Source organism: Paenibacillus sp. N3.4 (assembly GCF_008017805.1).
Taxonomy (GTDB): Bacteria; Bacillota; Bacilli; order Paenibacillales; family NBRC-103111; genus Paenibacillus_E.
Map to the genome: position 1 here is coordinate 36480 of NZ_VRTT01000032.1, position 24586 is coordinate 61065.

Below are 24586 nucleotides of genomic sequence, written 5' to 3' on the forward strand. Positions count from 1 at the left end.
TGGCTATGAAACTACTTCTTTGCGTTTTGTTCCACGCCAGAAGATACTTTCAGACGAAGGGCATTCAAACGGATGAAGCCTGTAGCATCGCCTTGGTCATAAGCTTTTGTCGGATCTGCTTCCATCGTAGCAATTTCCGGATTATATAAAGATACTGGGCTCTTCACGCCAGCAGCCATTACGTTGCCTTTGTACAATTTCAAGCGTACTGTTCCCGTCACATTTTTCTGGCTTTCTTCCACAAGCGCTTGAATAGCCAAACGTTCAGGAGCGAACCAGAAGCCGTTGTAAACAAGTGTTGCATATTTCGTGATCAAAGAGTCACGAAGGTGCATCACATCACGGTCCATCGTGAGGGATTCCATTTTGCGGTGAGCCGTGAAAAGGATCGTACCGCCCGGAGTTTCGTACACGCCGCGGCTCTTCATGCCAACGAAACGGTTCTCAACCATGTCCACACGGCCAATACCGTGCTTGCCGCCGATTTCGTTCAGTGCTTCCATCACTTGAAGCGGCGTCAGTTTCGCACCGTTCAGAGCTACGCAGTCGCCTTTTTCGAATTCCAACTCGATGTACTCAGCTTGATCCGGCGCATCCTCCGGAGCCACGCTTAGTACGTACATGCCTTTATTCTCATCTGCCGCTGCATCGAACCAAGGATCTTCCAATACGCCGCTCTCAAAGGAGATGTGCAGCAAGTTACGGTCAGTGGAATACGGCTTCGCCGCAGATGCCTGAACCGGAATGCCGTGTTTCTCGGCATAAGCGATCATTTCAGCGCGCCCAGGGAACTGTTCGCGGAATGCTTCCAAACGCCAAGGCGCGATGACGGACAGCTCAGGCGCCAACGCCGCTGCTGTCAGCTCGAAGCGCACTTGGTCATTCCCTTTACCGGTTGCTCCGTGAGCAATCGCTGTTGCGCCTTCAGCGCGGGCAATCTCGACCATGCGCTTCGCAATCAACGGACGCGCAATGCTTGTGCCGAGCAGGTATTGCCCTTCATACAAAGCACCCGCTTGGAACATCGGGTTGATGAAATCCTTCGCGAACTCATCGCGCAAATCGTCGATGTAGATCTTGGAAGCACCCGTTTGGAGTGCTTTTTCCTCCAGACCGTCCAGCTCTTCCTTTTGCCCGATATCCGCTGTAAAAGCAATAATTTCCGCATCATACGTTTCTTTTAGCCATTTCAAGATAACCGATGTATCCAACCCGCCGGAATAGGCGAGTACGATTTTTTCCTTAGCCATGTTTAATAATCTCTCCGTTTCTATTTATATCATTGTCGCGGCCATGATAGCCTTTTGCGCATGAAGACGATTTTCTGCTTGATCAAAAATGATGGAATGTGCGCCGTCGATCACACCCTCACTTACTTCTTCCCCGCGGTGTGCAGGCAAACAGTGCATGAACAGGTAGTCATTTTTCGCATATTTTACAAGGTCTTCGTTGATTTGATAGTTCTTAAATGCAAGTTCCCGCTCCTGCTGCTCGGCTTCAAAGCCCATGCTTGCCCACACGTCCGTGTAAACAATATCAGCATTCTCGATCGCTTCGCGTGGGTCACGAGTCAGGAGTACACTGCCACCTGTTTGTGCGGCATTCTCTTTGGAAATTTGGCAAACTTCCTTATCCGGATCGTAACCTTCCGGTGATGCAATCGCGAAATGCATACCTAGCTTACTTGCACCCATCATAAGGGAATGAACCATATTGTTGCCGTCCCCGATGTAAGCTATCTTGAGGCCTTTTAAATGGCCTTTTTTCTCCAAAACCGTCTGATAATCAGCCATAACCTGGCAAGGGTGTGCGTAATCTGTCAGTCCGTTAATGACCGGAACTGTTGATCCACGTGCAAGATCAATCACTTTACGGTGTTCAAACGTACGAATCATGATACCATCGAGATAACGAGATAGTGTCTGTGCTGTATCCCAAACCGTTTCACCGCGTCCAAGCTGCAGATCATTTTTGCTTAAAAACAGTGCCTGACCTCCAAGCTGGTACATGCCCACTTCAAAAGAAACACGCGTCCGCGTCGAAGATTTTTCGAAAATCATGCCTAATGTTTTACCGGCAAGCACCGCATGCGGCTCCCCGGCTTTCTGTTTGCGTTTAAGCTCAATCCCATAATGGATTAAGTATTCAATTTCTTCCGTTGTATAATCAACCAAAGCAAGAAAATCTTTGCCCTTCAACTGGGCAGCCAGTTCTTCCTGTACGGCAATATTCATTTCATTCAACCTCTCTACTTGTAAACTAGACGCTGCTTGCTGTTGATGCCTTCTGGGAAAGCACAGCGCACACGATGTCCAAAGCTTGATCCAAATCCTCTTGCGGGATTGTCAAAGCCGGCACCAAACGAATAACATTAGGTCCTGCAGGAATGACAAGTACCCCTTGTTTATGAATTTCACTAATGATTTCGCCAGCCGGTTGCGTGCATTCGATACCGATAAGCAGACCTACACCACGAATCTTGGCGATCAGCGGATTACCTGCAAGCTTGCTTTCCAGCTTCTCAACCGTGTACTTGCCAAGCTCTGCCGCACGTTCCGGGAGTTTGTTAGCTAATATGGTTTCAATCGACGCAATTCCCGCTGCCGTGGCAATCGGTGTTCCACCAAATGTTGAGCCATGACTGCCTGCGCTGAAGCCTTCAGCCAGAAACGCTTTGCCCAGCATTGCGCCAATCGGGAAACCTGCGCCAAGACCTTTGGCCAACGTAAAAATATCCGGTTCCACGCCGTAATGCTCATAGGCAAAAAGCTTGCCTGTACGTCCTACACCCGTCTGGATTTCATCCACGATCAAAAGCAGGTTCTCTTGCTTACACAATTCACCGATTTGCTTCACGAACGCTGGATCCGCCGGCAGTACACCGCCTTCTCCTTGCACCATTTCGATCATAATAGCACAGGTTTTATCGTTCACGAGAGCGCGAACTGCCTCAATATCGTTGTAAGGCGCGTAAACGAAACCGCCAGGAAGCGGATGGAAGCCTTCCTTTACTTTATCTTGTCCGGTTGCCGTCAACGTCGCTAATGTCCGGCCGTGAAACGACATGTTGAACGTAATAATCTCGTACCGACCGTTGTTCAGCACCTTCTGGGAGTAGCGACGAGCTAATTTAATCGCTGCCTCATTCGCTTCCGCTCCTGTTGAGCAGAAAAATACCGCATCCGCGCAGCTATTGTCTGTAAGCAACCCAGCCAGCTTCTCCTGATTCGGAATATGGAACAAGTTGCTCACATGCCAAAGCTGATCCAACTGCTCGACCAACTGCTCTTTAACCGCTTGAGGAGCATGCCCAAGATTGGTCACCGCAATCCCGCTCATTAAATCGATATATTCCTTGCCCGTATCGTCCCACAGTCGGCTGCCCTCTCCCTTTACCAGCGTAATTGGATATCTGGCGTAAGTTGGAAATAGCGAGCTTTTTCCCGTTTCACTCATGTAGATTCCCTCCTTAAAAGTTTGTAATTAGATGGAAGCAGGTTACCCCGCCCCAAAATACGCGATTTCAAAACGATGCCAAGATAAATAGAGGCATAATAATGCTCCTATACAAAAGAGAACAAACATCATGCGATTTCTACGAAATTTCATACCATAGGCAAGAAAGAAGATCGCTGCCGCTAATTTAGAAATACTTTGATAATAAGGCTGCTCCGTAAAAGAGGAACTGCTAAAAATGAACGAGATCAATAAGGTTATGATGACCAGTGCTTTAAACCATAGGGGCTCTCTCAGGAATTGTTTGTACATGAATCTAATCCGCTGCATCATGGTTAACTCCATTCAAAACCCTAGATTCTTATCGCACAATACGAGTTCCGATTCCCGTACCCTTCAGCACTTTACTAAGCACATTAGGCTCCGCACCGTTCACGATGACAACTTCCTGCACTTTACCTTGTATACAAGCAATCGCTGCACGAACCTTCGGAATCATTCCCCCGTAGATATCACCGCTCACGATCATGTCTTCGATCTCAGCTACACTCACAACAGGAAGCACCTGCTTCTCGCCGTCTACGGTCTTCATAATGCCAGGAACGTCGGTCACAACAACCATTTGCTCCACACCGAGGTGAGAAGCAACAGCACCCGCTGCCGTATCCGCATTAATGTTGTAGCGCTGCCCGCCATCAGCCCCAAGTCCAACTGGCGCGATAACCGGAATGTAACCCATGTTCACGATACCTTGTATCAGCTCCGCATTCACCTTCGTCACATCGCCGACAAGTCCCACTTCGTGACTGTTCGCTACAGGCTTCGCTTCAATCAGATGTCCATCTACACCAGACAGCCCTAGTGCTGCTGCTCCGGTTAATTGAATACGTCGCACGATCTCTTTGTTGATCTGGCCGGACAGCACCATTTCGACGACATCAAGCACCGCTTCATTCGTTACCCGCAGGCCGTTCACGAAGCCGGATTCAATGCCCAGCTTGCCTAGCGTTTCTGAGATTGCAGGCCCGCCGCCGTGAACGATTACAGTTACGATCCCTTCATCCTGCAGCTGTCGCATATCTTCAAAAAAACTGGCCGGCAATGCCGCAAGCGTGCTTCCGCCGCATTTCATTACAAAGCAATTGTTCTTCACTGCGTCCGTTTCCCCTTTGCTCCCTTATGTGCGGTATGCTGCATTGATTCGCACATAGTCGTAAGTCAAATCGCAGCCCCAGCCCGTTGCCGTGCTAGTGCCCATATTTAAATTCACATGAATTTGAATGGTGTCTGTTTTCAAATAGGCAAGCGCCGCTTCCTCATCAAACTTCACCGGACGCGACTGCTCCAAAACCGCGATATCGCCCAAACGAATATCGACTGTATCCACGTTTACCTGCTGTCCCGAGTAACCTACTGCCGCAATGATCCGACCCCAGTTCGCGTCAGCGCCGTAAACGGCAGACTTCACAAGACTGGAACCGATGATCGACTTGACGATCTTGCGTGCTGCGTCGACACTCTCGGCACCGCTCACTGTCGCTTCGATCAGCTTCGTCGCGCCTTCTCCGTCGCGCGCAATCGCTTTGGCGAGGTATTCGCCAACGTATTGGAACCCTGCCGCGAACGCTTCCCAATCCGGATGCTCCGGATTCAGCGCTTCTCCGCCGGCAAGTCCGCTCGCCATCGCCACGACCATGTCGTTGGTGCTTGTATCCCCGTCAACGGTAATCATGTTGAACGTGCTATCCGTAATCCTGCTCAGCAGCAGCTGCAGGTACTCGCTCTCAATCGGAGCGTCGGTTGTCATGAAACCGAGCATCGTCGCCATGTTCGGGTGAATCATCCCCGAACCTTTGGCAGCCCCGGCAATGTGAACCTCTTTGCCGCCAACGACAACACGGACGCACGTCATCTTCTGCACAAGATCCGTTGTCAGGATCGCCTGGCAGAAGTCGTCTCCGCCGTCTGCCTTCACTTTAAGCGGCAGCTTCTCGATGCCGCTAAGCACCTTGCCCATCGGCAGTAATTCGCCGATTACGCCTGTGCTCGTCACGCCGACTTGATGCTCCGCCAAGCCTAGCGCCTTCGCACTTGCGGCGCGCATCGCACGCGCGTCGTCCTCTCCCTGCTGGCCGGTGCACGCGTTGGCGTTGCCGCTGTTGACGATCATCGCCTGCAGCTTGCCGCCTTGGGCGATGCTTTCCTGCGTCACGCGCAGCGGTGCCGCTTGGAACGCGTTCAGCGTGTACACACCCGCTGCCGCCGCCGGCACATCGCAGACGATAGCGCCAAGATCAAAGCGCTCCGTTTTCTTCAAACCGCAGTGTAAACCGCCTGCGCGAAAGCCTTTCGGCGTCGTTACTGTCCCTTCGGGAACGACTGTAAATCCTTGCTTTGAACTGACATGTTCGTTCGTCACCTATCCTATCATCTAGTTATGGATAAACCGGTGCGAACAACAGCCCTGTCGATTCGTCCCAGCCTTGCATAATATTTAAATTCTGAATCGCCTGACCCGCAGCACCCTTAACCACATTGTCGATAACCGACACGATGGTCACACGTCCGGTGCGCTCATCCACGGCAAATCCAATATCGCAGTAGTTCGAAGCGAAAACTTCCTTCGTAGAAGGCAGCTTGCCTTTGTTGCGAACACGAACGAATTTACGCCCTTCATAATACTGACGATACAAGTCAATAAACTCTTCTTCGGTATGCTCGCCAATAACAGAAGCATACATCGTCGCCATAATCCCGCGTGTCATAGGTGTAAGATGTGTCGTAAACGTTGTAACAACCGGTTTGCCTGCAATACGGCTAAGCGCTTGCTCGATTTCCGGAATATGCTGATGCTTATTTACTTTATACGCTGTAAGATTTTCGTTTACTTCGGCATAATGCACACCGAGGTTAACCCCACGCCCTGAGCCGGACACACCGGATTTCGCATCGATAATAATCGTCGATGGGTCAATCCAACCCGCTTCAACGGCAGGAATTAAGCCTAATAAAGTGGCCGTCGGGTAACAACCCGGATTAGCGATTAAATCCGCGCCTTTCACTTCATCTCCGAACACTTCGGACAACCCATATATAGAACGCGCCAGATCTTCTTCGCGAGCAGGCGCTTTTTTATACCATTTCTCATAATCAGCACTGGATTTCAATCTCAGATCTCCTGAAATATCAATGACCTTTAAGCCAGCTTCCAAAAGCTTCGGCGATAGCTCTGCGCTGACACCCGCTGGTGTCGCCAAGAACACGACATCTGCTTTACCTGCAATCAAATTAACGTCCAACACATCTAAAACATCCAGAACAATCTCCTGCAAATGCGGAAAATGCTCCGCGAGCGGTGCTCCTGCATTCGAAGTTGATATGACTGAAGTGATTTGCACCAACGGATGTGCTTGCAAAAGACGAATTAATTCCGCTCCGCCATAACCCGTTGCACCTATGATAGCCGCTCTTATTCCATGACTCATTTGAATTCCTCCAGACGTCCCCAAAATATATGTATTATTATACAATCGTATACATAATAATTCAATGAAATTTTTCAGACTGCTTTGTGCCTATTTCTAGTGTCCTCACAAGGACTTTCAAGGGTTTTTCATGTCCATTACAGCTTATTTAAAGTGGATCACTTTTGTTCTGTTCTGAGCAAAAATATACATATTATGCATCCAAATACCCAATCATGTGAATGAAAAAACAGATATGATGGTCGTCAGTCGGAACTACCATTTTATTATCCCAAAGAGAACGGTATACAAGCAAATTCTGCGTTTGAGCCCATTTTAGCAGCCCTATTTCTCGGCAACTAAATTTTGCTTAGCTGTGGATAACGAGATTATTTATCCACAAAATATGCACAAGTTATCCACAGTCGGTGGATGGTTTCTAAATTTTAGGCATGTTTCTTGAATCCTTCCCCTAATACCTCATTCGTTTCGCTCAAAATGACAAAAGCCTGCGGATCAACAGATTGAACCAGTGTTTTCAAACGGCTGACTTCATTCTGCTTGACCACAACCATCATGACCGTTCTTGATTCACCGGTAAATCCTCCTGAGCCGCTAAGTTCGGTTAGTCCACGATCCAAGTCATACAAAATAGCCTTGCGAATGGCCTCTGTATGATCGGAAATAATGAATGCTACCTTTGCATAATTGAACCCAAGCTGTACTACATCAATCGTTTTTGTTGTGACAAACAGTCCGATCAGTCCATACAGCGCATTTTCCGGTGTGAATACAAGCGCAGAGCTTAAAATCACGAAACCGTCAAACACTGCAACCGAAAAACCTAAACTTAATCCTGAGTATTTATGTAAAATTTGCGCGGCTAGACCCAACCCACCTGTGGAACCACGTCCTTTAAAAACAATACCAAGTCCAAGTCCGACGCCTATTCCGCCATATACGGCTGCAAGCAAAGGATTGTGCGTAGGTGTACCTAAATGGCTTGTCAGCAGCACGCAGAGCGGAAATATAACAGATCCAACCGCTGCCTTCACACCAAAATGTCCACCCAGCAGCCAAAGTGCCAATAGGAAAATAGGAATATTCAGTGCCCACTGTATGAGGGCGGGGTTCCATTGAGTTAGATGTTGAATAATGGTAGAAAGACCTGAAACCCCACCTGTGGCAATCTGATTCGGGTTCAAAAAACAATTAAAGCTAGCCGCCATAATCAACGAACCTATAACCATCAGCGTATATTCAAATACCGTATGTGCAGGACTTCCTATCCGAATACGCGGTTCTTTTCTGGCCATACAAGGCCCTCCTCTTCACAAAAATCCTACACCTTGTAGGTGTAGGATGATCGTCCAATTCGTCATCTATGCGTTTGACCTTATCCAGAAGCTAGACCCCTGAGGCTAAACAGGCTCTCCATTTCAGGCTCCCTGAGATCCTAGTGAGTTTACGCTCCCCTAGGATTCCTCCGGCTTGCGGATCTGAAGACGCAAGTACGCGTCGATGAAAGGATCGAGATCGCCGTCCATCACGGCTCCAACGTTACCCGTTTCAGTTGAAGTCCGATGGTCCTTAACCATACTGTAAGGATGAAACACGTAGGAACGAATTTGGCTTCCCCATCCAATGTCAGACTGCTCGCCGCGAATTTCTGCGAGATGCTTCAATTGGGCTTCTATTTTCTTCTCGTACAGCTTGGAACGCAGCATTTTCATCGCTTTCTCGCGGTTCTTGATCTGCGAGCGCTCTTGTTGACAGCTGACCACGACACCTGTTGGCATATGCGTGATCCGCACCGCCGAGTCCGTCGTGTTAATATGCTGACCGCCGGCGCCGCTGGCGCGATACGTATCGATCTTGAGATCCTCGGTGCGGATCTCTACCTCTGTATCGTCCTCAATCTCCGGCATGATGTCGCACGACGCAAAAGACGTGTGCCGTCTGCCCGAGGCATCGAACGGCGAAATCCGCACAAGCCTATGCACGCCCTTCTCTGCTTTCAAGTACCCGTAGGCGTTGAAGCCTGTAATCTGCAGCGTGACACTTTTCACGCCGGCTTCGTCGCCAGGCAAGTAGTCGAGCACATCCACTTTGTAGCCGCGCTTTTCCGCCCAACGGCGGTACATGCGCAGCAGCATCTCGGCCCAGTCCTGCGACTCCGTGCCGCCTGCTCCTGGATGCAGCTCCAGAATGGCATTCAATCGATCATAGGGTTGATTGAGCAGCAAGCCAAGCTCGAAGGTTTCGAGTTTCTTCATAAGAGCCGAGATGCCGGCCTCAATTTCTGTCGCCAGACCTGCGTCGCCTTCCTCTTCTTCCAGTTCAACCATCAGCTGCAAGTCGTCAAAATCGTTGGAAAAACCTTGGAACTGATCAACAACACTTTTGATCACGTTCAGTTCAGCAATGGTCTTCTGGGCACGTTCATTGTCGTCCCAGAAGTCCGGCGCCCCCATTTTTTCCTCAAAATCTCCGATAGCTTCAAGTTTATGATCTAAGTCAAAGAGACCCCCGTAATTCGGATAGTCGCTTTGCTGTTTCTCTTAAGTCTTGCTTTACTTCTGGTTCCAGCATGTCTTACACCTCATTTATTCTGGTTGTGCACAGGTATGCCTTGCTATTTAGCTGCCTTGTCCGTGGCAGTTTTTGAACTTTTTGCCACTGCCGCATGGGCACGGATCGTTTCGACCTACGCGCTCTTCGTCCCGAACTAGCGGCTTCTTACCGCCAGCTTCGTTCTTCGGATCAACCGCTTGGCCTTCGGCTACCGCTTGACGCTCCAGATTGCTTTGTACGTGAGCTTTCATAATGTACATCGCTACTTCTTCACGAATGCTGTCAATCATCTCTTGGAACATCTCGAAGCCTTCAAATTGATACTCGCGAAGAGGGTCCGTACCGCCATAAGCACGCAAGTGGATACCTTGACGCAATTGATCCATGGCATCAATGTGATCCATCCATTTGCTGTCTACCGCGCGAAGAGCAACAACTTTCTCGAATTCACGCATGAATTCTTCGCCGATCTCCTCTTCACGTTCCGTATAACGTTTGCTAACCAAAGCCTTGATGTACTCAATAATTTCTTCTTGCTCTTTGCCCCAAATATCTTGATCCGTCATTTGAGCTTCTTCATGAAGCAAATTGTTGTTCACGAAGTTAGCAACCTCATGCAGCTCCCACTCTTCCGGAATTTGGTCTTCCGGACAGTGTGCTTTCACTACGCGTTCGATAACCGAATTGATCATACCCTCGATAACTTCGCGGATGTTCTCGGATTCCAGCAGCTCGCGACGCTGTTTATAAATAATTTCACGTTGTTGGTTCATCACGTCGTCATACTGAAGAACGACTTTACGCACATCAAAGTTGTTTCCTTCAACGCGCTTTTGGGCCGATTCTACTGCACGAGAAATCAGTTTGCTCTCGATCGGTTGATCTTCTTCCATCCCCAGGCGGTCCATCATCGCCATAATATTTTCCGCGCCAAAACGCTTCATTAATTCATCCTCTAAAGAGAGGTAGAACTGGGAGGAACCTGGGTCACCTTGACGGCCTGCGCGTCCGCGCAGTTGGTTATCGATCCGTCGGCTTTCATGACGTTCTGTACCTATGATATGCAGTCCACCTGCCTCATGTACGCCTTCACCAAGCACAATGTCCGTACCGCGTCCTGCCATGTTTGTTGCGATTGTCACCGAACCCGGTTGGCCAGCGCGCGCGACAATTTCTGCCTCTTCCGCATGGTACTTCGCATTGAGCACTTTATGTTGAACACCTTTACGCTTTAACATCTCTGACAGCAGTTCGGAGTTCTCAATGGAGATCGTACCTACGAGCACAGGCTGATTGGATTTGTTGCGTGCCACAATTTCTTCCACAACCGCGCCGAATTTGCCCTTTTCGGACTTGTACACGATATCCGGCATATCTTTACGAATCATCGGACGGTTCGTTGGCACCGTGATAACCTCAAGACCGTAAATTTTCTTGAGCTCTTCTTCTTCCGTCTTCGCCGTACCCGTCATACCCGCCAATTTGCGATACATCCGGAAATAATTCTGGAACGTAATCGTCGCCAGCGTCATGCTCTCGTTCTGAACCTGCAGCTGCTCTTTGGCCTCAATGGCTTGGTGCAGCCCATCACTATAGCGACGGCCTGTCATAATACGGCCTGTAAATTCATCAACGATCATAACTTCGTCATCTTGTACCACATAATCTACATCGCGCTTCATAATAAAACGCGCTTTGAGTCCTTGTGTCACGTGATGATTAATATTTACATTCTGATGATCGAATAAGTTCTCAATGCCAAATGCCCGCTCCGCTTTCGCCACACCTTCCTCAGTCAACGCGACGGAACGTACTTTAATATCAATCGAATAATCCTCTTCTTCTTTAAGCTTCGCCACAAAACGGTCAGCCGCGTAGTACAAGTCCGTTGATTTGGCAGCTTGTCCGGAGATAATAAGCGGTGTTCTCGCCTCATCGACGAGAATGGAGTCAACTTCATCTATAACCGCAAAATACAGCGGACGTTGAACCATCTGCTCTTTATACAGCACCATGTTATCGCGAAGATAATCGAAGCCATACTCATTATTCGTTCCATAGGTTATGTCGCAAGCATAAGCCGCTTGCTTCTCCTCATGAGACAGGTCATGAAGATTGACCCCAACCGTTAAACCAAGAAACTCGTAAATTTGCCCCATCTCGCCGCTATCGCGCTGCGCCAAGTAATCATTGACCGTAACCACATGCACGCCTCTACCCAGCAAAGCATTCAAATAAACAGGAAGCGTTCCTACGAGCGTCTTCCCTTCACCTGTTCTCATCTCAGCGATACGGCCTTCGTGGAGCACCATACCTCCAATAAGCTGTACGTCGTAATGACGCTTGCCTAGTACACGTTTAGCTGCTTCTCTGACTACAGCAAAAGCTTCAGGCAACAAATCATCCAGTTCCTCGCCCTTTTCCAAGCGGTTTCTGAACTCTACTGTTTTGTCCTTCAGCGCTTCATCGGACAACGGCTGAATGCCGGCTTCCAGACCATTGATATAATCAACGGCTTTGAGCATCCGTTTAATTTCCCGCTCATTGGAATCACCAAAAATTTTCTTCACAAGTCCTAACATCGGTGAACCCCTTTCCCTTACATTCGTATCCTTAAATTGTACCACCTTTGACGGTCCTGCCGCAACAAACGCTAACGTTCTCCTACCTATAAACTGTCCAAATCCTGCAAAAAGATCACGTTTCCGCTTATTTTTGTAGGATTGAATCGAAGTCTCCAAAACATATATAGAAAAAAGCTCAATTCGACGGATTCGAATCAAGCTTTTTCATTCTTGCTATAGGGATGCCTGTTAAAGCTTTACTTACTTGTTATACAGTCGGTTCAATCAAACCATACTTGCCATCATCACGTTTGTATACTACGCTGACTTGATCCGTGTCCATGTTCGAGAATACGAAAAAGCTATGACCTACCATGTTCATCTGTAAAATGGCTTCTTCCACATCCATCGGCTTCAATGTGAAGCGTTTGTTGCGAACCAGTTCAAAATCTTCTTCCTCTTCCACATAAGTAACAGGTGATGTCTCAATTTTAAATAAGTCCCGTTTGCCGCCTTCTTGGCGAATTTTGCGATTTGTTTTTGTTTTAAATTTGCGAATTTGGCGTTCCAGCTTGTCTACTACCAAATCGATCGACGCATACATATCGGTATTGCGTTCTTCGGCTCTTAGCAGTACGCCTGTGAGTGGGATGCTAACCTCGACGGCCTGCATACCTTTAATCACATTTAATTTCACTTGTACATCGGATGTAAGGGGAGCTTCAAAATACCTCTCTAGTCTGCTTAATTTCTTGTCGACATAGTCCCTGAGGGCCTCAGTTACTTCAAGGTGTTCTCCGCGAATGCTGATATTCATAGTTAAACATCTCCCTTCCTGCTTACATTATACTACATTCCACTCCATCTTCATAATTCCTTTAAATTCCGAGCTATTTTTAGACAAAAAGAAACACCCTAAGGAGATCCTTAGGGCGCCAGTTCTTAGGTGTATTCAAGCGGCAATCACCTGCCGGATGATTAAATTTTGTTTACATTAGCAGCTTGCGGTCCGCGGGCACCTTCAACAATATCAAACTCTACAGGCTGGCCTTCGTCCAACGTTTTGAAGCCATCCGTTTGGATCGCTGAGAAATGCACAAATACATCTCCACCATCTTCACGTTCAATGAAACCATAGCCCTTTTCTGCATTGAACCATTTCACTTTACCTTGCATAACGTACACATTCCCTTCGTTTTTAAAAATGTAAGCCCTTACTTTTTGACTATATCACCCTCCTGCTTGACCTGTCAATTTATAACTTAGTTGTAAAGGAATTTTTTGAAAATTCCGGTATATACACCTTATGGATAACTGCGAAATTTGTAAAACCTTGTCGCATCAAGCATCTTTACAACTTATTAACAAAGTTATGCACAGTTTTATACACATTATCCACAGGACGGGAGAGGGGATATTCACAGGGTTGGGGCTCATTGTGTTTTGTTTATGCACAATGAGGTTCATGACGGAGACTCGAATAATCTTGGAACAAATCAAAGACCTCTCGCCGCGCGAGAGGTTCTGTGAATACACTATTTTTTCCTATCAAAAAAAAGACTTTCGGGTTCGTAGTGGTGATCATAGGCGTTTCTTTGGGTTTTGCCAGCATCTAACTTGGTTAATTGCGAACTAGCTTCATCACGATATTGTTCAAGCTTACGCAGAAATATAGAATCTAAGCTTACAACAGCTTGAATTCGTTCCTTATAGACTTCCTTATTATGGACAGTTGGTGTTACTTGCAAAAGTGCATGCATGACCCTACCACGCTGTTCCATAAATTCCGCAAGACGATCAGCATCCATTGTAACAAGTTCCGCTAGTCCCTGCTGCGTAAGTCGTTCCAGTTCAACAACCAGCTTATCCATTCATCGCTCCAGCGGATGTTGTGCCACCATTCGCTTGCTTAGCTGCTTGCATCCAAGTTTCTTTCAACTGCATAAGATAGCCAAGCACCTCTTCCGCAGGCTCAATCGATTTCTTCATATTAGCTTCAATCAGCCGATGGTTAAAGTACTCATAGAGCTTCAAAAGATCACTAGCTACAGGAGCATTACGATCAATTGTAATAGCAAACTCGCTAATAATATCTTGTACTTTGACTAGGCTGGTGTTCGCGTCTTGGTAGTTGGTTGTTTTCAAGGCCTCTATACCTGCCCGGCAAAAACGAATGGCCCCATCACAGAGCATAATCAATAACTGTGCTGGACTTGCCGTTTGCACCGTATTTTCCAGATATCTATTGCGTTGGGCTTGAAGCATGGTTATTTCCCCCCAGTTTGTAATACCTACATATATTAACGGCCTAATTGCGAAGTAAGTTGTGAGCTTTGTGCTTGCATCTGCGATATATATTTTTCCATAGCGGTAAATTGTTTATAATAGCGTGTTTGCAGTACATCTAAGCTCGTAGTCAAGTTGTCAATGCGGGTATTGATATCCTTGATATTTTTACCCATTACATACGTTGTATCTACGCTTGTGGTGGCTCCAGCCCTAGCTGTAATGGAATCCATTAGGGCGTTTGCTCTATCGTATAAACGTGTGGCTAACCCGTCTCCTAAATCTGAATCTTTAATACCATCATTTGCATTAAAAAGAGCCATAACTTCGTCTGGTTTATCAGCAATTGCTTTTTTTAATTTGTCCTCATCTAGATATATTTTTCCATTATCCATATAACTGCCTGAAACAGAGGAGCCTCCCATAGAACTCGAGGAAATCCCAATTTCAGATAAACTTTTTAATGCACCTGTCGGTAAACCCTGCACGATTTTGGAAAAAGAAGACCGGAAATTAGTAAGTCCATTGGAAAGCAAGGAGTCGTTATGTAACGTACCACTCTTCGCTTTCTCTTCCCAAGCCTTTATTTGGTCATCCTTCATGGATGACCGCTCTTCATCTGTTAACGGCTGGAAATCCTTGTATTTCTTTTCGCTCATTTTCGTATTAATTGAAGCAATTAAGTCATTATATTTATCCACAAAAGACTTAATCGTATTAAAAACAGTATCCACATCACGGGTTGTTGTAACACTTGCCTCTCCCAATTTCTTAACGGTAATGTTCGTTCCATTGAAACTAAAAGTATTGGAATCATATTGTGCTGAAATATTATTAATTAAGAGGTCTGCGTTTTTCCATTATTGACGGAAAGCATTGAAATGGCAGTAGTCGCAGGAGAGACATCCAAAGCAAATCTGGAAGATAAATCCGGTGCACCCGCCGTTTTATCTTCTATAGTTATTGCAGTTCCTCCACTAGGATCAAAAATGGCAAGATGGTTATCAGCTGTCTTATAGGCATTCACGCCTGCTTTACCGATATCAGAACTGTTAATAGCATCTATTAAATTACTAAGCGTTGTTGTTTTATTAATAGTAATATCTGCCGTTTTACCTCCAGCTGTCAAACGAATCATTTGTGGTGTCGTGATCGTGCTGTCGATAAGTGTATTAAATCCTTCTGAAAACGCTGAGCTTATTGTATATGTCTTTGCCGGAGTTGCTGGCACAGTTGCTGTTGATAATCCAAAAACATCTTTCAAATAATTAGTTGAGCTGTTGGCGCCCTTCATCGTTAAATTAAAGTTGCCTGCTTCACCTGTAACTGAGGCAACGAAAAAGAATCGCTTCATATTTGTATCATAATTCATGCTAACGCCAGTCATATTGGTCTTGGCATTCACCTGCGCTACAATACTTGATATCGTAGCTGTCTCATCGACATCTATCTTAACAGACCCCTTTTTTCCTGCTATTGTAAGTGTGGTTGGCCCTGTTAGACCTAGGCTTTCACTATCACTTTTTGCATTGAGAGGGGTATCCGAGTTCACATTTGCAGCTTCAGCTAGACGATTCACTTTAATCGTGTACGCACCATCAGCTGCCAATGCTGTTGAAGTAGCGGACAGAACAGTGTCATCCGACGAGGAACCTTTTTTGCTCAGGAAGGATGACTGCAATTTCATGTTAAAAGCAGTCTTTCGAAAATCCATAATCTTGGCATTCATCGCACGATAATCATCACGCTGCCATTCAAGAGATTGCTTCTGCTTCTTTAATTTATCCTGAGGCATACGAGCTGCTTTCATTAACTTACTAACTGTATCATCAATATCAATTCCCGTTCCTGAGAATCCATTTAATCGCATTACCATAGGTGTAGTCACCGCCCTTTACATGATGTTAAACTTATCTCCGCTCATCAATGAGGATTCCAGCCATTTCCCAAAGTTTAGCTACAAAGTCCAAACTTTTTTCCGGTGGGATTTCTCGAATCGTTTCACCCGTATCTTTATCAAGAACTTTTACAGATATGAGCTTCGTCTTCTGATGAATGGAGAATTCCAACGAAGTTGTTCTCCCCTGAACGGCTTTAATCGCATGTTCAAGAGCTTTCACCACTTGAGCATCACTTATTGTAATATTATCACCCTGAAGTTCCGCCTTCTTCAGCTCATGTGCGTTATTAATTGTAGGGGTATGATATTCAGTACCAACTGCTGTGCTTATCTCCTCAGTTTTATGAGGTTTCGTTAGAGGCTCTATTAACTTGTCTGAACCTGATGAACCGCCCGTTCCGCCCAAAGGGTAATTGATGCTCATTTGTATAAACCTCCATCTGAAGTTATATGTATACCCTTATTATCGGTTAAATAAGCGATGAGTGTTATAGCTATTTTAATAGCAAAACAAAAAAGAGACCCTAGAATAAATCCTAGGGTCTCTCTTATGAATAAGATTAACGAAGCAATTGCAGAACGCCTTGTGGTTGTTGGTTAGCTTGTGCAAGCATAGCTTGTGCAGCTTGTGCAAGGATGTTGTTCTTCGTTTGCTCCATCATTTCTTTTGCCATATCAACGTCGCGGATACGGGATTCAGCAGCAGTCAAGTTCTCGGAAGCAGTTCCCAAGTTGTTGATTGTGTGCTCAAGACGGTTTTGTACCGCACCAAGCTTGGAACGCTCGCTGGAAACAGAAGCAGTCGCTTTATCAAGAACTGCGATTGCTTTAGCAGCATCATCTTTAGTGGAGATGTTTAAGGCAGCTTCGCCTTTAACATCGTTTGTTCCATCAGTTACAGTGTTAGTAGCTGTGAAACCTGCAGTTCCAGCTTTTGCTGTGATACCTAGTGCGTTTGAACGCATATCGGCAACTGAAAGGGACATGGATTGTCCTGTATTAGCACCAATTTGGAAGGAAGTTTCGAAGTTCTTTTGTACTCCACCATCTTTGAACTCAATATTGTTACCAGCAACGCCACCCTTGTTGGCAGTAACTACCACTTTAGTACCATTGTTCGTAACAGTAACATCTGCGATTTTGGATGCTACAGTATCAGCAATTGTTTTTGCAAGAGCTTTTGTTTGGTCGCCTGTTGCAGCCCATTTAGTCTGCAATGCGGCATTAATATCAACTCCAAGTGCTTTACCTGTATAAGCACCAGCAGTTGAATCATAGAACTCAACCTGTTGTCCGTTAATAGTCATTCCTGTTCCAGCAAGTGCTTTAATGTTTGCAGTTTCCTTTACTGCAGTCGTGCCATTCAAGGAAGCCAAGTCAATGTCAGTGCTTGCTTGTTTTGCGTTGTTTGTCTTACCAGTATCTGCGGTAGCAGCCCCGGCTCCTGCAACAGTACCTGTTGAAGTTGCAATAACACCAGCAGCACCTTCAAACGCCCCACCTTTTACTGCTGTTACTGTTATTTTACCAGCACCATCATCTGTAACTGTCCAGTTACCTTTTAACGTATCGTTCTTATCGATAATCTGTTGAAGTGCTTTGGCAGCTGCTGTAGCATCTGTTGCAGCACCTGGAGCTGTCGAGTTGATAGCAATATCAGCGGTAGTCGCTTTTACATTCGAAATCGCAAGGTCATTAGCAGCAACAGCATTAGTATTAAATGTTGCTGTAATATTTATTCCATTAAGATTGAGATCAACCGTTTGACCATTGGTAGCAGTCGCTGAAAGAGTAAATGATTGAGTCGCCTCAGTTGTTGTTCTATCTGTTCCAGCTGTAGTAGCTCCAACTTTACCAGCAGTTACAACGCCTGTGTTCGTCAAGTTAGCTTTACCATCACCTTGAAGCAATTTTTGAGTGTTGAACTCAGTAGTGTTACCAATACGGTTAACTTCAGAAGTCAATTGGTTCATCTCGTCTTGAAGCGCACCACGGTCAGCATCAGTGTTCGTTCCGTTTGCGGATTGGTTAGCAAGTTCGCGCATACGTTGAAGAATGCTGTGAGTTTCGTTCAATGCACCCTCAGCTGTTTGGATCAAAGAGATACCATCTTGGGAGTTCTTAGCAGCCATGTCCAAACCACGGATTTGGCCACGCATTTTTTCGGAGATTGCTAGACCAGCTGCATCGTCACCTGCACGGTTGATGCGAAGACCGGAAGACAATTTCTCGATGTTCTTAGCAGTTGCTGCACTGTTAGCACCTAATTGACGGTGTGTGTTCAAAGCTGTGATATTGTGATTAATTCTCATTGTTTTCTTCCTCCTGAAGGTTCAGTTGATCCACGTCCATGTGGATGTTATTTAAGGCTTTCTAGCAGGTCGGCCGTCCTGCTAGTTGGCCCGTTGATATATATATCGTCGGTACTCCTTAGAAAGTTTATAGCAAAAACAAAAAAATGTCGACTTATGGTCGACACCTTGATATGACTACGATTTATTCATTAATTTGCTAATATTCATAGGGCTAATCTTATGTTCGGCAGCAACTTTATTCGACTCCTGTATCTGCAAATAGACTTCCTTACGGTAAACTTCAACTTGCTTAGGAGCCTTAATACCTATACGAACTGTATCACCATCCGTACTTAGTATAACGATTTCAGTCTGGTCCCCAATCATGATGGACTCTCCCTTTTTCCTGGCCAGTACAAGCATTCTTTGTCACCCCTCTACTTGCTCTTGCATGGTTTTGTTCAAATCACTGATAATAAGCTCATGCTTGACTTGATAGTCAGAATCATGCAAAATCACTTGTTTGGCTAATTGCTTTATGGTATTCCATACGATCGGCGCGAGTAGATTCGCAGTAATCTTTGTATTATCGTCACTCACCGTAACAACTATCCGTAGCTGAACATCTGTCGGCTGTTCAATCTTTAATTCTTCCTGCACAGATTCCGTAAGGCTTATCTCATAATCTTTGAAAAACAAGAAAGGGTCTGTTACTAAAAAGGAAAGTTCTCCTTGTTGAATAGATTGCATGTACGAGAAGGGAGCACTTTCAGCGGACTGTACCAACGTAAACTGTGTAAACTCCTCAAAACCAGGAATTCCATTCGGAAATGTGATGATCTCCGCTTCTTCGACCTGAAGTTCCCCGAAAAACAACGTATTTATTTTCATAAGTCATGTCTCTCCCTTATCCTTTTCATACAAAAAAGCTATAGAGTAAAATCTATAGCTTGATTATACCGTTTTATGTTTTTAAATCAATTTGGGGTGGAATAATTTCAAGGTTGGCATATTGTCGCACGTAAATGTCCAGTTTTCCCCGATTGTAAGAAATTTCAGGAGGATTAACCTGCACATTCACATTGACTTTACCATCCGTCACATTAATTTCAACTCTATGAGCCGTATATGTAATATCCACGTTATCGTAAGCTGCTTCTCCATAATAATTAAATTCTGGATGTTCAAAAGTCAACTGCTTAGCAATCTCAGCAATTGGATTGCCAGGCAGGTGAATGGCAGCCATTCTGTTCCCATTCTCAACAATACGGGCAATTCCTTGTAAAGCGATCTCTTTACTTTGAGAGTAAATACGCGACATGGATTCAAGTATAGGCCCTACACCTAAAGCATCCCAAGCTCGACTTTGATCAATTTGCAGTTCCCCTTGAGTCTGATGCATCTCTAGCGTAGGACGTTCAGTTTGCATCTCATAAGCTGCCTGTGGCTGCCTAATATCCTGAGTCCCTGGATCAGCATCGATGCCGATAAGAGCCGGTTGCTGACGAATTTGTATTTGTGGAATACTCGACAAATCAACCGCCTCCTAACTGTTACGATCAATGTAAGAAATCAACGAGTGTGGGAACAATGACTTTGGATCCTGCCGATAAGGAAGCTTGATAAACATTCTCTTCCATTTTGAGATTAGTAATAACTATAGACATATCTGCATCTTCCGTTTTCGATTGTAAACTTTGCAAGTTAATTCCTATGTCTTTAAGGCGGTCCTCAGCAAGTTGAATACGGTTAGTCTTAGCACCAATGTCAGACCTTGCTGCTAGTACAATAGACATTCTTTCATCCATTTTACCGATTGAATCTTGAATTTCTTTGCTGTTACCCGTGCTCAATGCAACAGACAGATCTTTAAAAATCTGAAAAACATTATTCTTGTCACCAGATTTACCAAAAATATCCGTTGCTGTTTTGTTCATTGCGATCTGAACACCTGCACCAATCTCAAACTTAATTTCACCATTGTCCGTAACTGCATTGGCTGCATCATTAGGATCCGGAAAAGGAGCCTTATCTGTAATTTGTCCATTAAAAACATACTTACCGTTAAACTGACTGTTTCCTATATTGGTTAACTGATTATACAATTGATCAATCTCTGTCTTTATAGCATTAAGGGATTCACTCGGATTAGTACCATTAGAAGCCTCTACAGCAAGTTCACGTCCTCTTTGCATTACTTGCCCCATTTGCCCTAACGTGGTGTCACTATAATCAAGAAAAGAGACTGTAGCATCTACGTTTCTCTGGTATTGATCATTCACACCAAGCTCACTACGGTATCGCATTGAGGAACTGATCCCTACTGGATCATCAGAAGGTTTATTAATTTTTCGACCCGTCGAAAGCTGATCTTGCAACTTATCCATGCGAGTCATATTACCATTCAAATTGCGCAACAATTGTGTGTTTAGCATTCCTTGTGTAACGCGTAATGCCATCGCAATTTCACCCCTTTATCGAAAGTATACTCTTCTATTATCTGCCAACTGTACCCATTGAGTTAATGACTTTATCCAGCATCTGATCGAATGTCGTTAAAGCGCGTGCAGCTGCATTATAAGCATGTTGGTATTTAATCATGTCGGCCATTTCTTCATCTAATGAAACACCGCTAACGGATTGACGTCTTGCATCTACCTGATCAACGAGAATTTTCTGATTAGCTACTTGTCTTTGTGCTTCTTGAGTTTGAACTCCGATTTCAGAGACAACTGCACGTAAAAACTCATCAAACGTACCGCCGTTAAGAATAATTTTGGTTACACCAGAACCATCGAAATTAAACTTTGTATTCTTAATGCCTGCAAGCTGCAGGGCCAATTCATTATTACCTTTGACTACGTGCTCTACGCCGTTAGCATCTTTGTATGTTCTTGACGAAGCTGCTATGCGTTCCACATTATCCGTAATATTCGTACTTACCTTCATCGTCTCAGCTGCTGTACTAAAATCAGCAACCGGTGAGAAGAATTCTCCACCTTTAGTAGGAGGATCTTGTAAGGTATAACCTTGTTTATGCACATTATTGACTGATGTTATCATCGTTGACACCATGGAGTTCAATTGGTTTTTATACTCATTGACATATCGGTCATTCGAATACATGAGACCAAATAACTCTCCGCTGTTTAAGTCAGTCGGATAGGCAGACTTAGCTGTTTCATCCGTGAATTCTGTCGCCGTGTTGCCTTCAACTAAATCTTGATTTCCCATTTTTACATGGTAACCGGAAGATTCTTCTTGAACAGATACATTAATGAGTCTGGACAGTCCGTCGACAAGCAAATCCCGTTGATCACGTAAATCATTCGCACTGTTGCCGAGCCCTTCAACACGGAAAATCTCATCATTCAGCACTGCAATTTGCTTCAAACTTGTATTAACTTGGGTTGCTTTGACCGAAATATTATCATTTACATCAGAAGTAAGGTCCTTGAGCTGCTTAGCTGCATGGTTAAACGCATCTGTCACAGCTAAAGCACTTTCCTTAACAACAGCTCTTGTTTCCAAGTTATCAGGCTGTTTACTAAGCTCCTGCCAGGAGTTCCAGAAATTATCCAGCACCTGACGAAGCCCTGTATCGGACGGCTCATTAATGATAGCCTCCAGCTTCTCTAGCGTATCTTGTTTTACTGTCCACTCACCTAAGCTTTTGTTCTCATTAGCAAATTGTTTATCTAAAAAGGTTTCACGTATACGCTGCACCTGAGTAAACTCAACACCTTGTCCCATTTGTCCCGGAATGGTAGAACGCTGCAAGCTAAGAGCCTCGATAGGTTCGGCCGCAACCATTTTGACAACCTGACGTGAAAAGCCCGGCGTATTTGCATTAGCGACGTTATGTCCTGCCGTTGTAAGTGCAGCTTGCTGTGTAAGAATCCCCCGCTTGGATATTTCAATGCCGCCAAAAGTTGATCTCATGGTTTCCCTCTCCTATGCCCTTACTTGGGTATGATAAATGCATCCGACCGTTATCCTCTTCTATCAAATAATCCCAATCGATTTCCGCTTTTCGTCTGATTAGGATTCCTGTATACCATATCATCATCCGGCGCACCGATAACTAAATCGAGTGAATAATCGATAAAAGCTAGCGATTGTTCAATTAATTGCTGGTTAATGGTATTCGTTTTTTTCAATGTCTCTATCGTGTCAAGCAGCTTATGTTGAGCTTCTATTAGCGCTTGCTTTTCTTCTGCTTTAAATATAACCTTGATTAGATCACTAACTGTAATCTTCGGATTGGGATTATATCCTCTAGAGATTAAGTAAGAGCCAATAATTTGAATCCGTTCTTGATTGGCATCCGCAATTGCTCTTACCCACTTATTCTCTCGATTCACAATTATGTTCAACTGATCAATATTGTTACTGACCAAAACTGGTGTCTTATCCTTAGCAAGCTCAAGCAATGCTTCGTGTGCTTCCTGGAGTATATTCATTGTTTCCAACAAAGGTTGAATCGACATGGTCGTCACCTGCTTCTATTCGCTAGTCTTTTACTTTAAATACGGAAGAATCTTTTCTGCTAGCTTACCCGCATCTACTTGATACGTTCCTGTAGCAACTGATGACTTCAGTTCTTCAATGCGCTGTGTCTTCTCTTCTGTACGCGCGGTACCCAATGCACCAAGAAGCTCTTTAGCTTCAGCTGAAATCTCAACTTGGTCTTTAGGTTTATTCTTCTTGCCCGCAGCTTGAGCCAGATTCGCATCTCCGGCTTTCTTGTAAGGATTAACAGCACCGATCCGTTGATTTTCGTTAATTTTCATACAGCAACTCTCCTATTTCTGTGACCTTAAAAAGTAAAATGCCGATAATCGTTAGAACTATTATCGGCATGAAACATATGAAACTTTATATCTGCTGTGATCTATTTATAAATTATCGTTTTTCTTTCAACCGATCCTGAATATTATAAGTAACTTGATTCTCATGTTTCTTGCGTTCTTCGCTTCGACGCTCATCCTCTGTATGGTTCCTTACATCCTTAACCAGCTTCATGCGACATGGTTCACAAATCGTATTCTCGCGAATTGAGATTCCACACACTTCACACGAGTACGACATATTAGGAGCATGCAGAATGGATATGCGGCCTTCACGAATGAATTTTGTGATTTGTTTAATGGAGACCTCCGTAGCCTCACTTAAATCATTTATGGTGGTCCCTTTATGTTCACGCAGATATTTCACGCATTTCTCGTACTGCTGCTCCAGATCCTTCACACAGTTCGGGCAAACGTCATTAAAGCCTTTGACGAATATTTTCCCACAACGTGGACAATTGGCTACATTCATGCTCATTGCATTGCCCCCTTCTACTATTCCCAATTCCTGATTATTAATTCCAGTTTACCGCAATTCGACAGGGTTTGCATAACTATATTTTACATTCACTGTTGCAGTAAGTACGATTATCTCGCCCAGGTTAGTCCGTATATCTCAGCAGTCACTCGCTCCCTAAGTACCTTGGCACATTGATTCATGGTGCTCCCTGTTGTATAAACATCATCCACGACATAAATAACCAGTGGATTCGTCGATGATTGGCTTACACAATCAAGCATTGTTTCGTTCACCTCAAAAACGTGCTCAAGATCATCCATACGCTCATGCCTCTTCTTAAAGCTTTGCTTCTCCGTATGCTTGGACCGATACAATAAAGGAACTACAGGCAAACCTACTTTCCCTCCCAATTCTTCAGCCATTTGTTCAGCTTGATTAAATCCACGTTCTAATAATCTGCGATTGCTGACAGGCACGAAAGTAATGACTTCCTTTCCCGTAGGTGCATAAGCAGGAGTAGGCAAATGCAACCTTGCCCGCTCTGCTTGGAGTAACCGATACGAATGAACCAACATTTGACCAAGAACCGATTGTAGTCGTTCGTCCCCGCGATATTTATATCTGGCGAGTAATTCTTTCATCGTTTCGTCGTATTTGACAGCAGCACGGCTTCTTGAGAAATGTGTGGTTATCCCGCGACTGCAATCGTAACAAGTCTCTGCTCTTCCACATATTGCA

General features: G+C 45.0%; 27 protein-coding genes. All 27 read right to left on the reverse strand.

Annotation, left to right across the window (positions count from 1 at the left end):
• Nucleotides 1-11: 11 nt before the first annotated feature.
• Complete coding sequence (locus FU659_RS17425; RefSeq protein ID WP_147948744.1) at nucleotides 12-1250, reverse strand: argininosuccinate synthase; 1239 nt, start codon at nucleotides 1248-1250, stop codon at nucleotides 12-14.
• A gap of 24 nt (nucleotides 1251-1274) precedes the next feature.
• Nucleotides 1275-2234, reverse strand: coding sequence for an ornithine carbamoyltransferase (gene argF / locus FU659_RS17430; RefSeq protein WP_147948745.1), 960 nt, complete (start codon nucleotides 2232-2234; stop codon nucleotides 1275-1277).
• A gap of 25 nt (nucleotides 2235-2259) precedes the next feature.
• Nucleotides 2260-3456 (reverse strand): acetylornithine transaminase, encoded by a 1197-nt coding sequence (locus tag FU659_RS17435; RefSeq protein WP_147948746.1) that lies wholly within the window; start codon nucleotides 3454-3456, stop codon nucleotides 2260-2262.
• Nucleotides 3457-3498: 42 nt separating this feature from the next.
• Nucleotides 3499-3789 (reverse strand): hypothetical protein, encoded by a 291-nt coding sequence (locus FU659_RS17440; RefSeq protein WP_147948747.1) that lies wholly within the window; start codon nucleotides 3787-3789, stop codon nucleotides 3499-3501.
• A gap of 28 nt (nucleotides 3790-3817) precedes the next feature.
• A complete protein-coding gene (argB, locus tag FU659_RS17445) occupies nucleotides 3818-4588 on the reverse strand; it encodes an acetylglutamate kinase (protein ID WP_147948781.1) in 771 nt (256 codons plus the stop codon).
• A 45-nt stretch (nucleotides 4589-4633) separates the two neighbouring features.
• Nucleotides 4634-5875, reverse strand: coding sequence for a bifunctional glutamate N-acetyltransferase/amino-acid acetyltransferase ArgJ (gene argJ, locus FU659_RS17450; protein ID WP_147948748.1), 1242 nt, complete (start codon nucleotides 5873-5875; stop codon nucleotides 4634-4636).
• 16 nt (nucleotides 5876-5891) lie between these two features.
• Nucleotides 5892-6941 (reverse strand): N-acetyl-gamma-glutamyl-phosphate reductase, encoded by a 1050-nt coding sequence (gene argC / locus FU659_RS17455; protein ID WP_147948749.1) that lies wholly within the window; start codon nucleotides 6939-6941, stop codon nucleotides 5892-5894.
• A gap of 425 nt (nucleotides 6942-7366) precedes the next feature.
• The gene (locus FU659_RS17460) at nucleotides 7367-8236 is read right to left on the reverse strand and encodes a YitT family protein (RefSeq protein ID WP_147948750.1); all 870 of its coding nucleotides are present in this window, start codon (nucleotides 8234-8236) and stop codon (nucleotides 7367-7369) included.
• Between the two features lie 159 nt (nucleotides 8237-8395).
• A protein-coding gene (gene prfB / locus FU659_RS17465; protein WP_147948751.1) for a peptide chain release factor 2 occupies nucleotides 8396-9512 on the reverse strand; the annotation gives its coding sequence in 2 pieces (ribosomal slippage) (nucleotides 8396-9439 and nucleotides 9441-9512; 1116 coding nt in all).
• Between the two features lie 47 nt (nucleotides 9513-9559).
• A complete protein-coding gene (secA, locus tag FU659_RS17470; protein ID WP_147948782.1) occupies nucleotides 9560-12076 on the reverse strand; it encodes a preprotein translocase subunit SecA in 2517 nt (838 codons plus the stop codon).
• Nucleotides 12077-12326: 250 nt separating this feature from the next.
• Complete coding sequence (gene hpf, locus FU659_RS17475) at nucleotides 12327-12875, reverse strand: ribosome hibernation-promoting factor, HPF/YfiA family (protein WP_147948752.1); 549 nt, start codon at nucleotides 12873-12875, stop codon at nucleotides 12327-12329.
• A gap of 161 nt (nucleotides 12876-13036) precedes the next feature.
• Nucleotides 13037-13234 (reverse strand): cold shock domain-containing protein, encoded by a 198-nt coding sequence (locus tag FU659_RS17480; protein ID WP_147948753.1) that lies wholly within the window; start codon nucleotides 13232-13234, stop codon nucleotides 13037-13039.
• Nucleotides 13235-13593: 359 nt separating this feature from the next.
• Nucleotides 13594-13929, reverse strand: a complete 336-nt coding sequence (gene fliT / locus FU659_RS17485; protein ID WP_147948754.1) for a flagellar protein FliT — start codon at nucleotides 13927-13929, stop codon at nucleotides 13594-13596.
• The gene (gene fliS, locus FU659_RS17490) at nucleotides 13922-14323 is read right to left on the reverse strand and encodes a flagellar export chaperone FliS (protein WP_147948755.1); all 402 of its coding nucleotides are present in this window, start codon (nucleotides 14321-14323) and stop codon (nucleotides 13922-13924) included. Before fliS ends, fliT begins: the two co-directional genes overlap by 8 nt.
• A gap of 35 nt (nucleotides 14324-14358) precedes the next feature.
• Nucleotides 14359-15183 (reverse strand): flagellar filament capping protein FliD, encoded by an 825-nt coding sequence (gene fliD / locus FU659_RS17495; protein ID WP_147948756.1) that lies wholly within the window; start codon nucleotides 15181-15183, stop codon nucleotides 14359-14361.
• Nucleotides 15183-16220 (reverse strand): flagellar cap protein FliD N-terminal domain-containing protein, encoded by a 1038-nt coding sequence (locus tag FU659_RS17500; RefSeq protein ID WP_147948757.1) that lies wholly within the window; start codon nucleotides 16218-16220, stop codon nucleotides 15183-15185. The genes fliD and FU659_RS17500 overlap by 1 nt, the downstream gene beginning before the upstream one ends.
• Before the next feature lie 34 nt (nucleotides 16221-16254).
• Nucleotides 16255-16668, reverse strand: coding sequence for a flagellar protein FlaG (locus FU659_RS17505; RefSeq protein ID WP_147948758.1), 414 nt, complete (start codon nucleotides 16666-16668; stop codon nucleotides 16255-16257).
• A gap of 136 nt (nucleotides 16669-16804) precedes the next feature.
• Entirely contained in the window at nucleotides 16805-18556 is a 1752-nt protein-coding gene (locus FU659_RS17510) for a flagellin N-terminal helical domain-containing protein (RefSeq protein ID WP_147948759.1), read from the reverse strand.
• Between the two features lie 177 nt (nucleotides 18557-18733).
• On the reverse strand, nucleotides 18734-18961 hold the full coding sequence (gene csrA / locus FU659_RS17515; protein ID WP_147948760.1) for a carbon storage regulator CsrA: 228 nt from the start codon (nucleotides 18959-18961) through the stop codon (nucleotides 18734-18736).
• 6 nt (nucleotides 18962-18967) lie between these two features.
• The gene (gene fliW / locus FU659_RS17520; RefSeq protein ID WP_147948761.1) at nucleotides 18968-19429 is read right to left on the reverse strand and encodes a flagellar assembly protein FliW; all 462 of its coding nucleotides are present in this window, start codon (nucleotides 19427-19429) and stop codon (nucleotides 18968-18970) included.
• 73 nt (nucleotides 19430-19502) lie between these two features.
• Nucleotides 19503-20072 carry a DUF6470 family protein gene (locus tag FU659_RS17525; RefSeq protein ID WP_147948762.1) on the reverse strand — a complete coding sequence of 190 codons (570 nt, stop codon included), beginning with the start codon at nucleotides 20070-20072 and terminating at the stop codon, nucleotides 19503-19505.
• Nucleotides 20073-20097: 25 nt separating this feature from the next.
• Nucleotides 20098-20997 carry a flagellar hook-associated protein FlgL gene (flgL, locus tag FU659_RS17530; RefSeq protein WP_147948763.1) on the reverse strand — a complete coding sequence of 300 codons (900 nt, stop codon included), beginning with the start codon at nucleotides 20995-20997 and terminating at the stop codon, nucleotides 20098-20100.
• 37 nt (nucleotides 20998-21034) lie between these two features.
• Nucleotides 21035-22480 (reverse strand): flagellar hook-associated protein FlgK, encoded by a 1446-nt coding sequence (gene flgK, locus FU659_RS17535; RefSeq protein WP_147948764.1) that lies wholly within the window; start codon nucleotides 22478-22480, stop codon nucleotides 21035-21037.
• Between the two features lie 50 nt (nucleotides 22481-22530).
• Nucleotides 22531-23028 (reverse strand): flagellar protein FlgN, encoded by a 498-nt coding sequence (locus FU659_RS17540; RefSeq protein ID WP_147948765.1) that lies wholly within the window; start codon nucleotides 23026-23028, stop codon nucleotides 22531-22533.
• Nucleotides 23029-23058: 30 nt separating this feature from the next.
• On the reverse strand, nucleotides 23059-23331 hold the full coding sequence (gene flgM, locus FU659_RS17545) for a flagellar biosynthesis anti-sigma factor FlgM (RefSeq protein ID WP_147948766.1): 273 nt from the start codon (nucleotides 23329-23331) through the stop codon (nucleotides 23059-23061).
• Between the two features lie 112 nt (nucleotides 23332-23443).
• The gene (locus tag FU659_RS17550; RefSeq protein WP_397355954.1) at nucleotides 23444-23866 is read right to left on the reverse strand and encodes a TIGR03826 family flagellar region protein; all 423 of its coding nucleotides are present in this window, start codon (nucleotides 23864-23866) and stop codon (nucleotides 23444-23446) included.
• Nucleotides 23867-23976: 110 nt separating this feature from the next.
• The gene (locus FU659_RS36410; RefSeq protein WP_222708567.1) at nucleotides 23977-24489 is read right to left on the reverse strand and encodes a ComF family protein; all 513 of its coding nucleotides are present in this window, start codon (nucleotides 24487-24489) and stop codon (nucleotides 23977-23979) included.
• Between the last annotated feature and the right edge of the window lie 97 nt (nucleotides 24490-24586).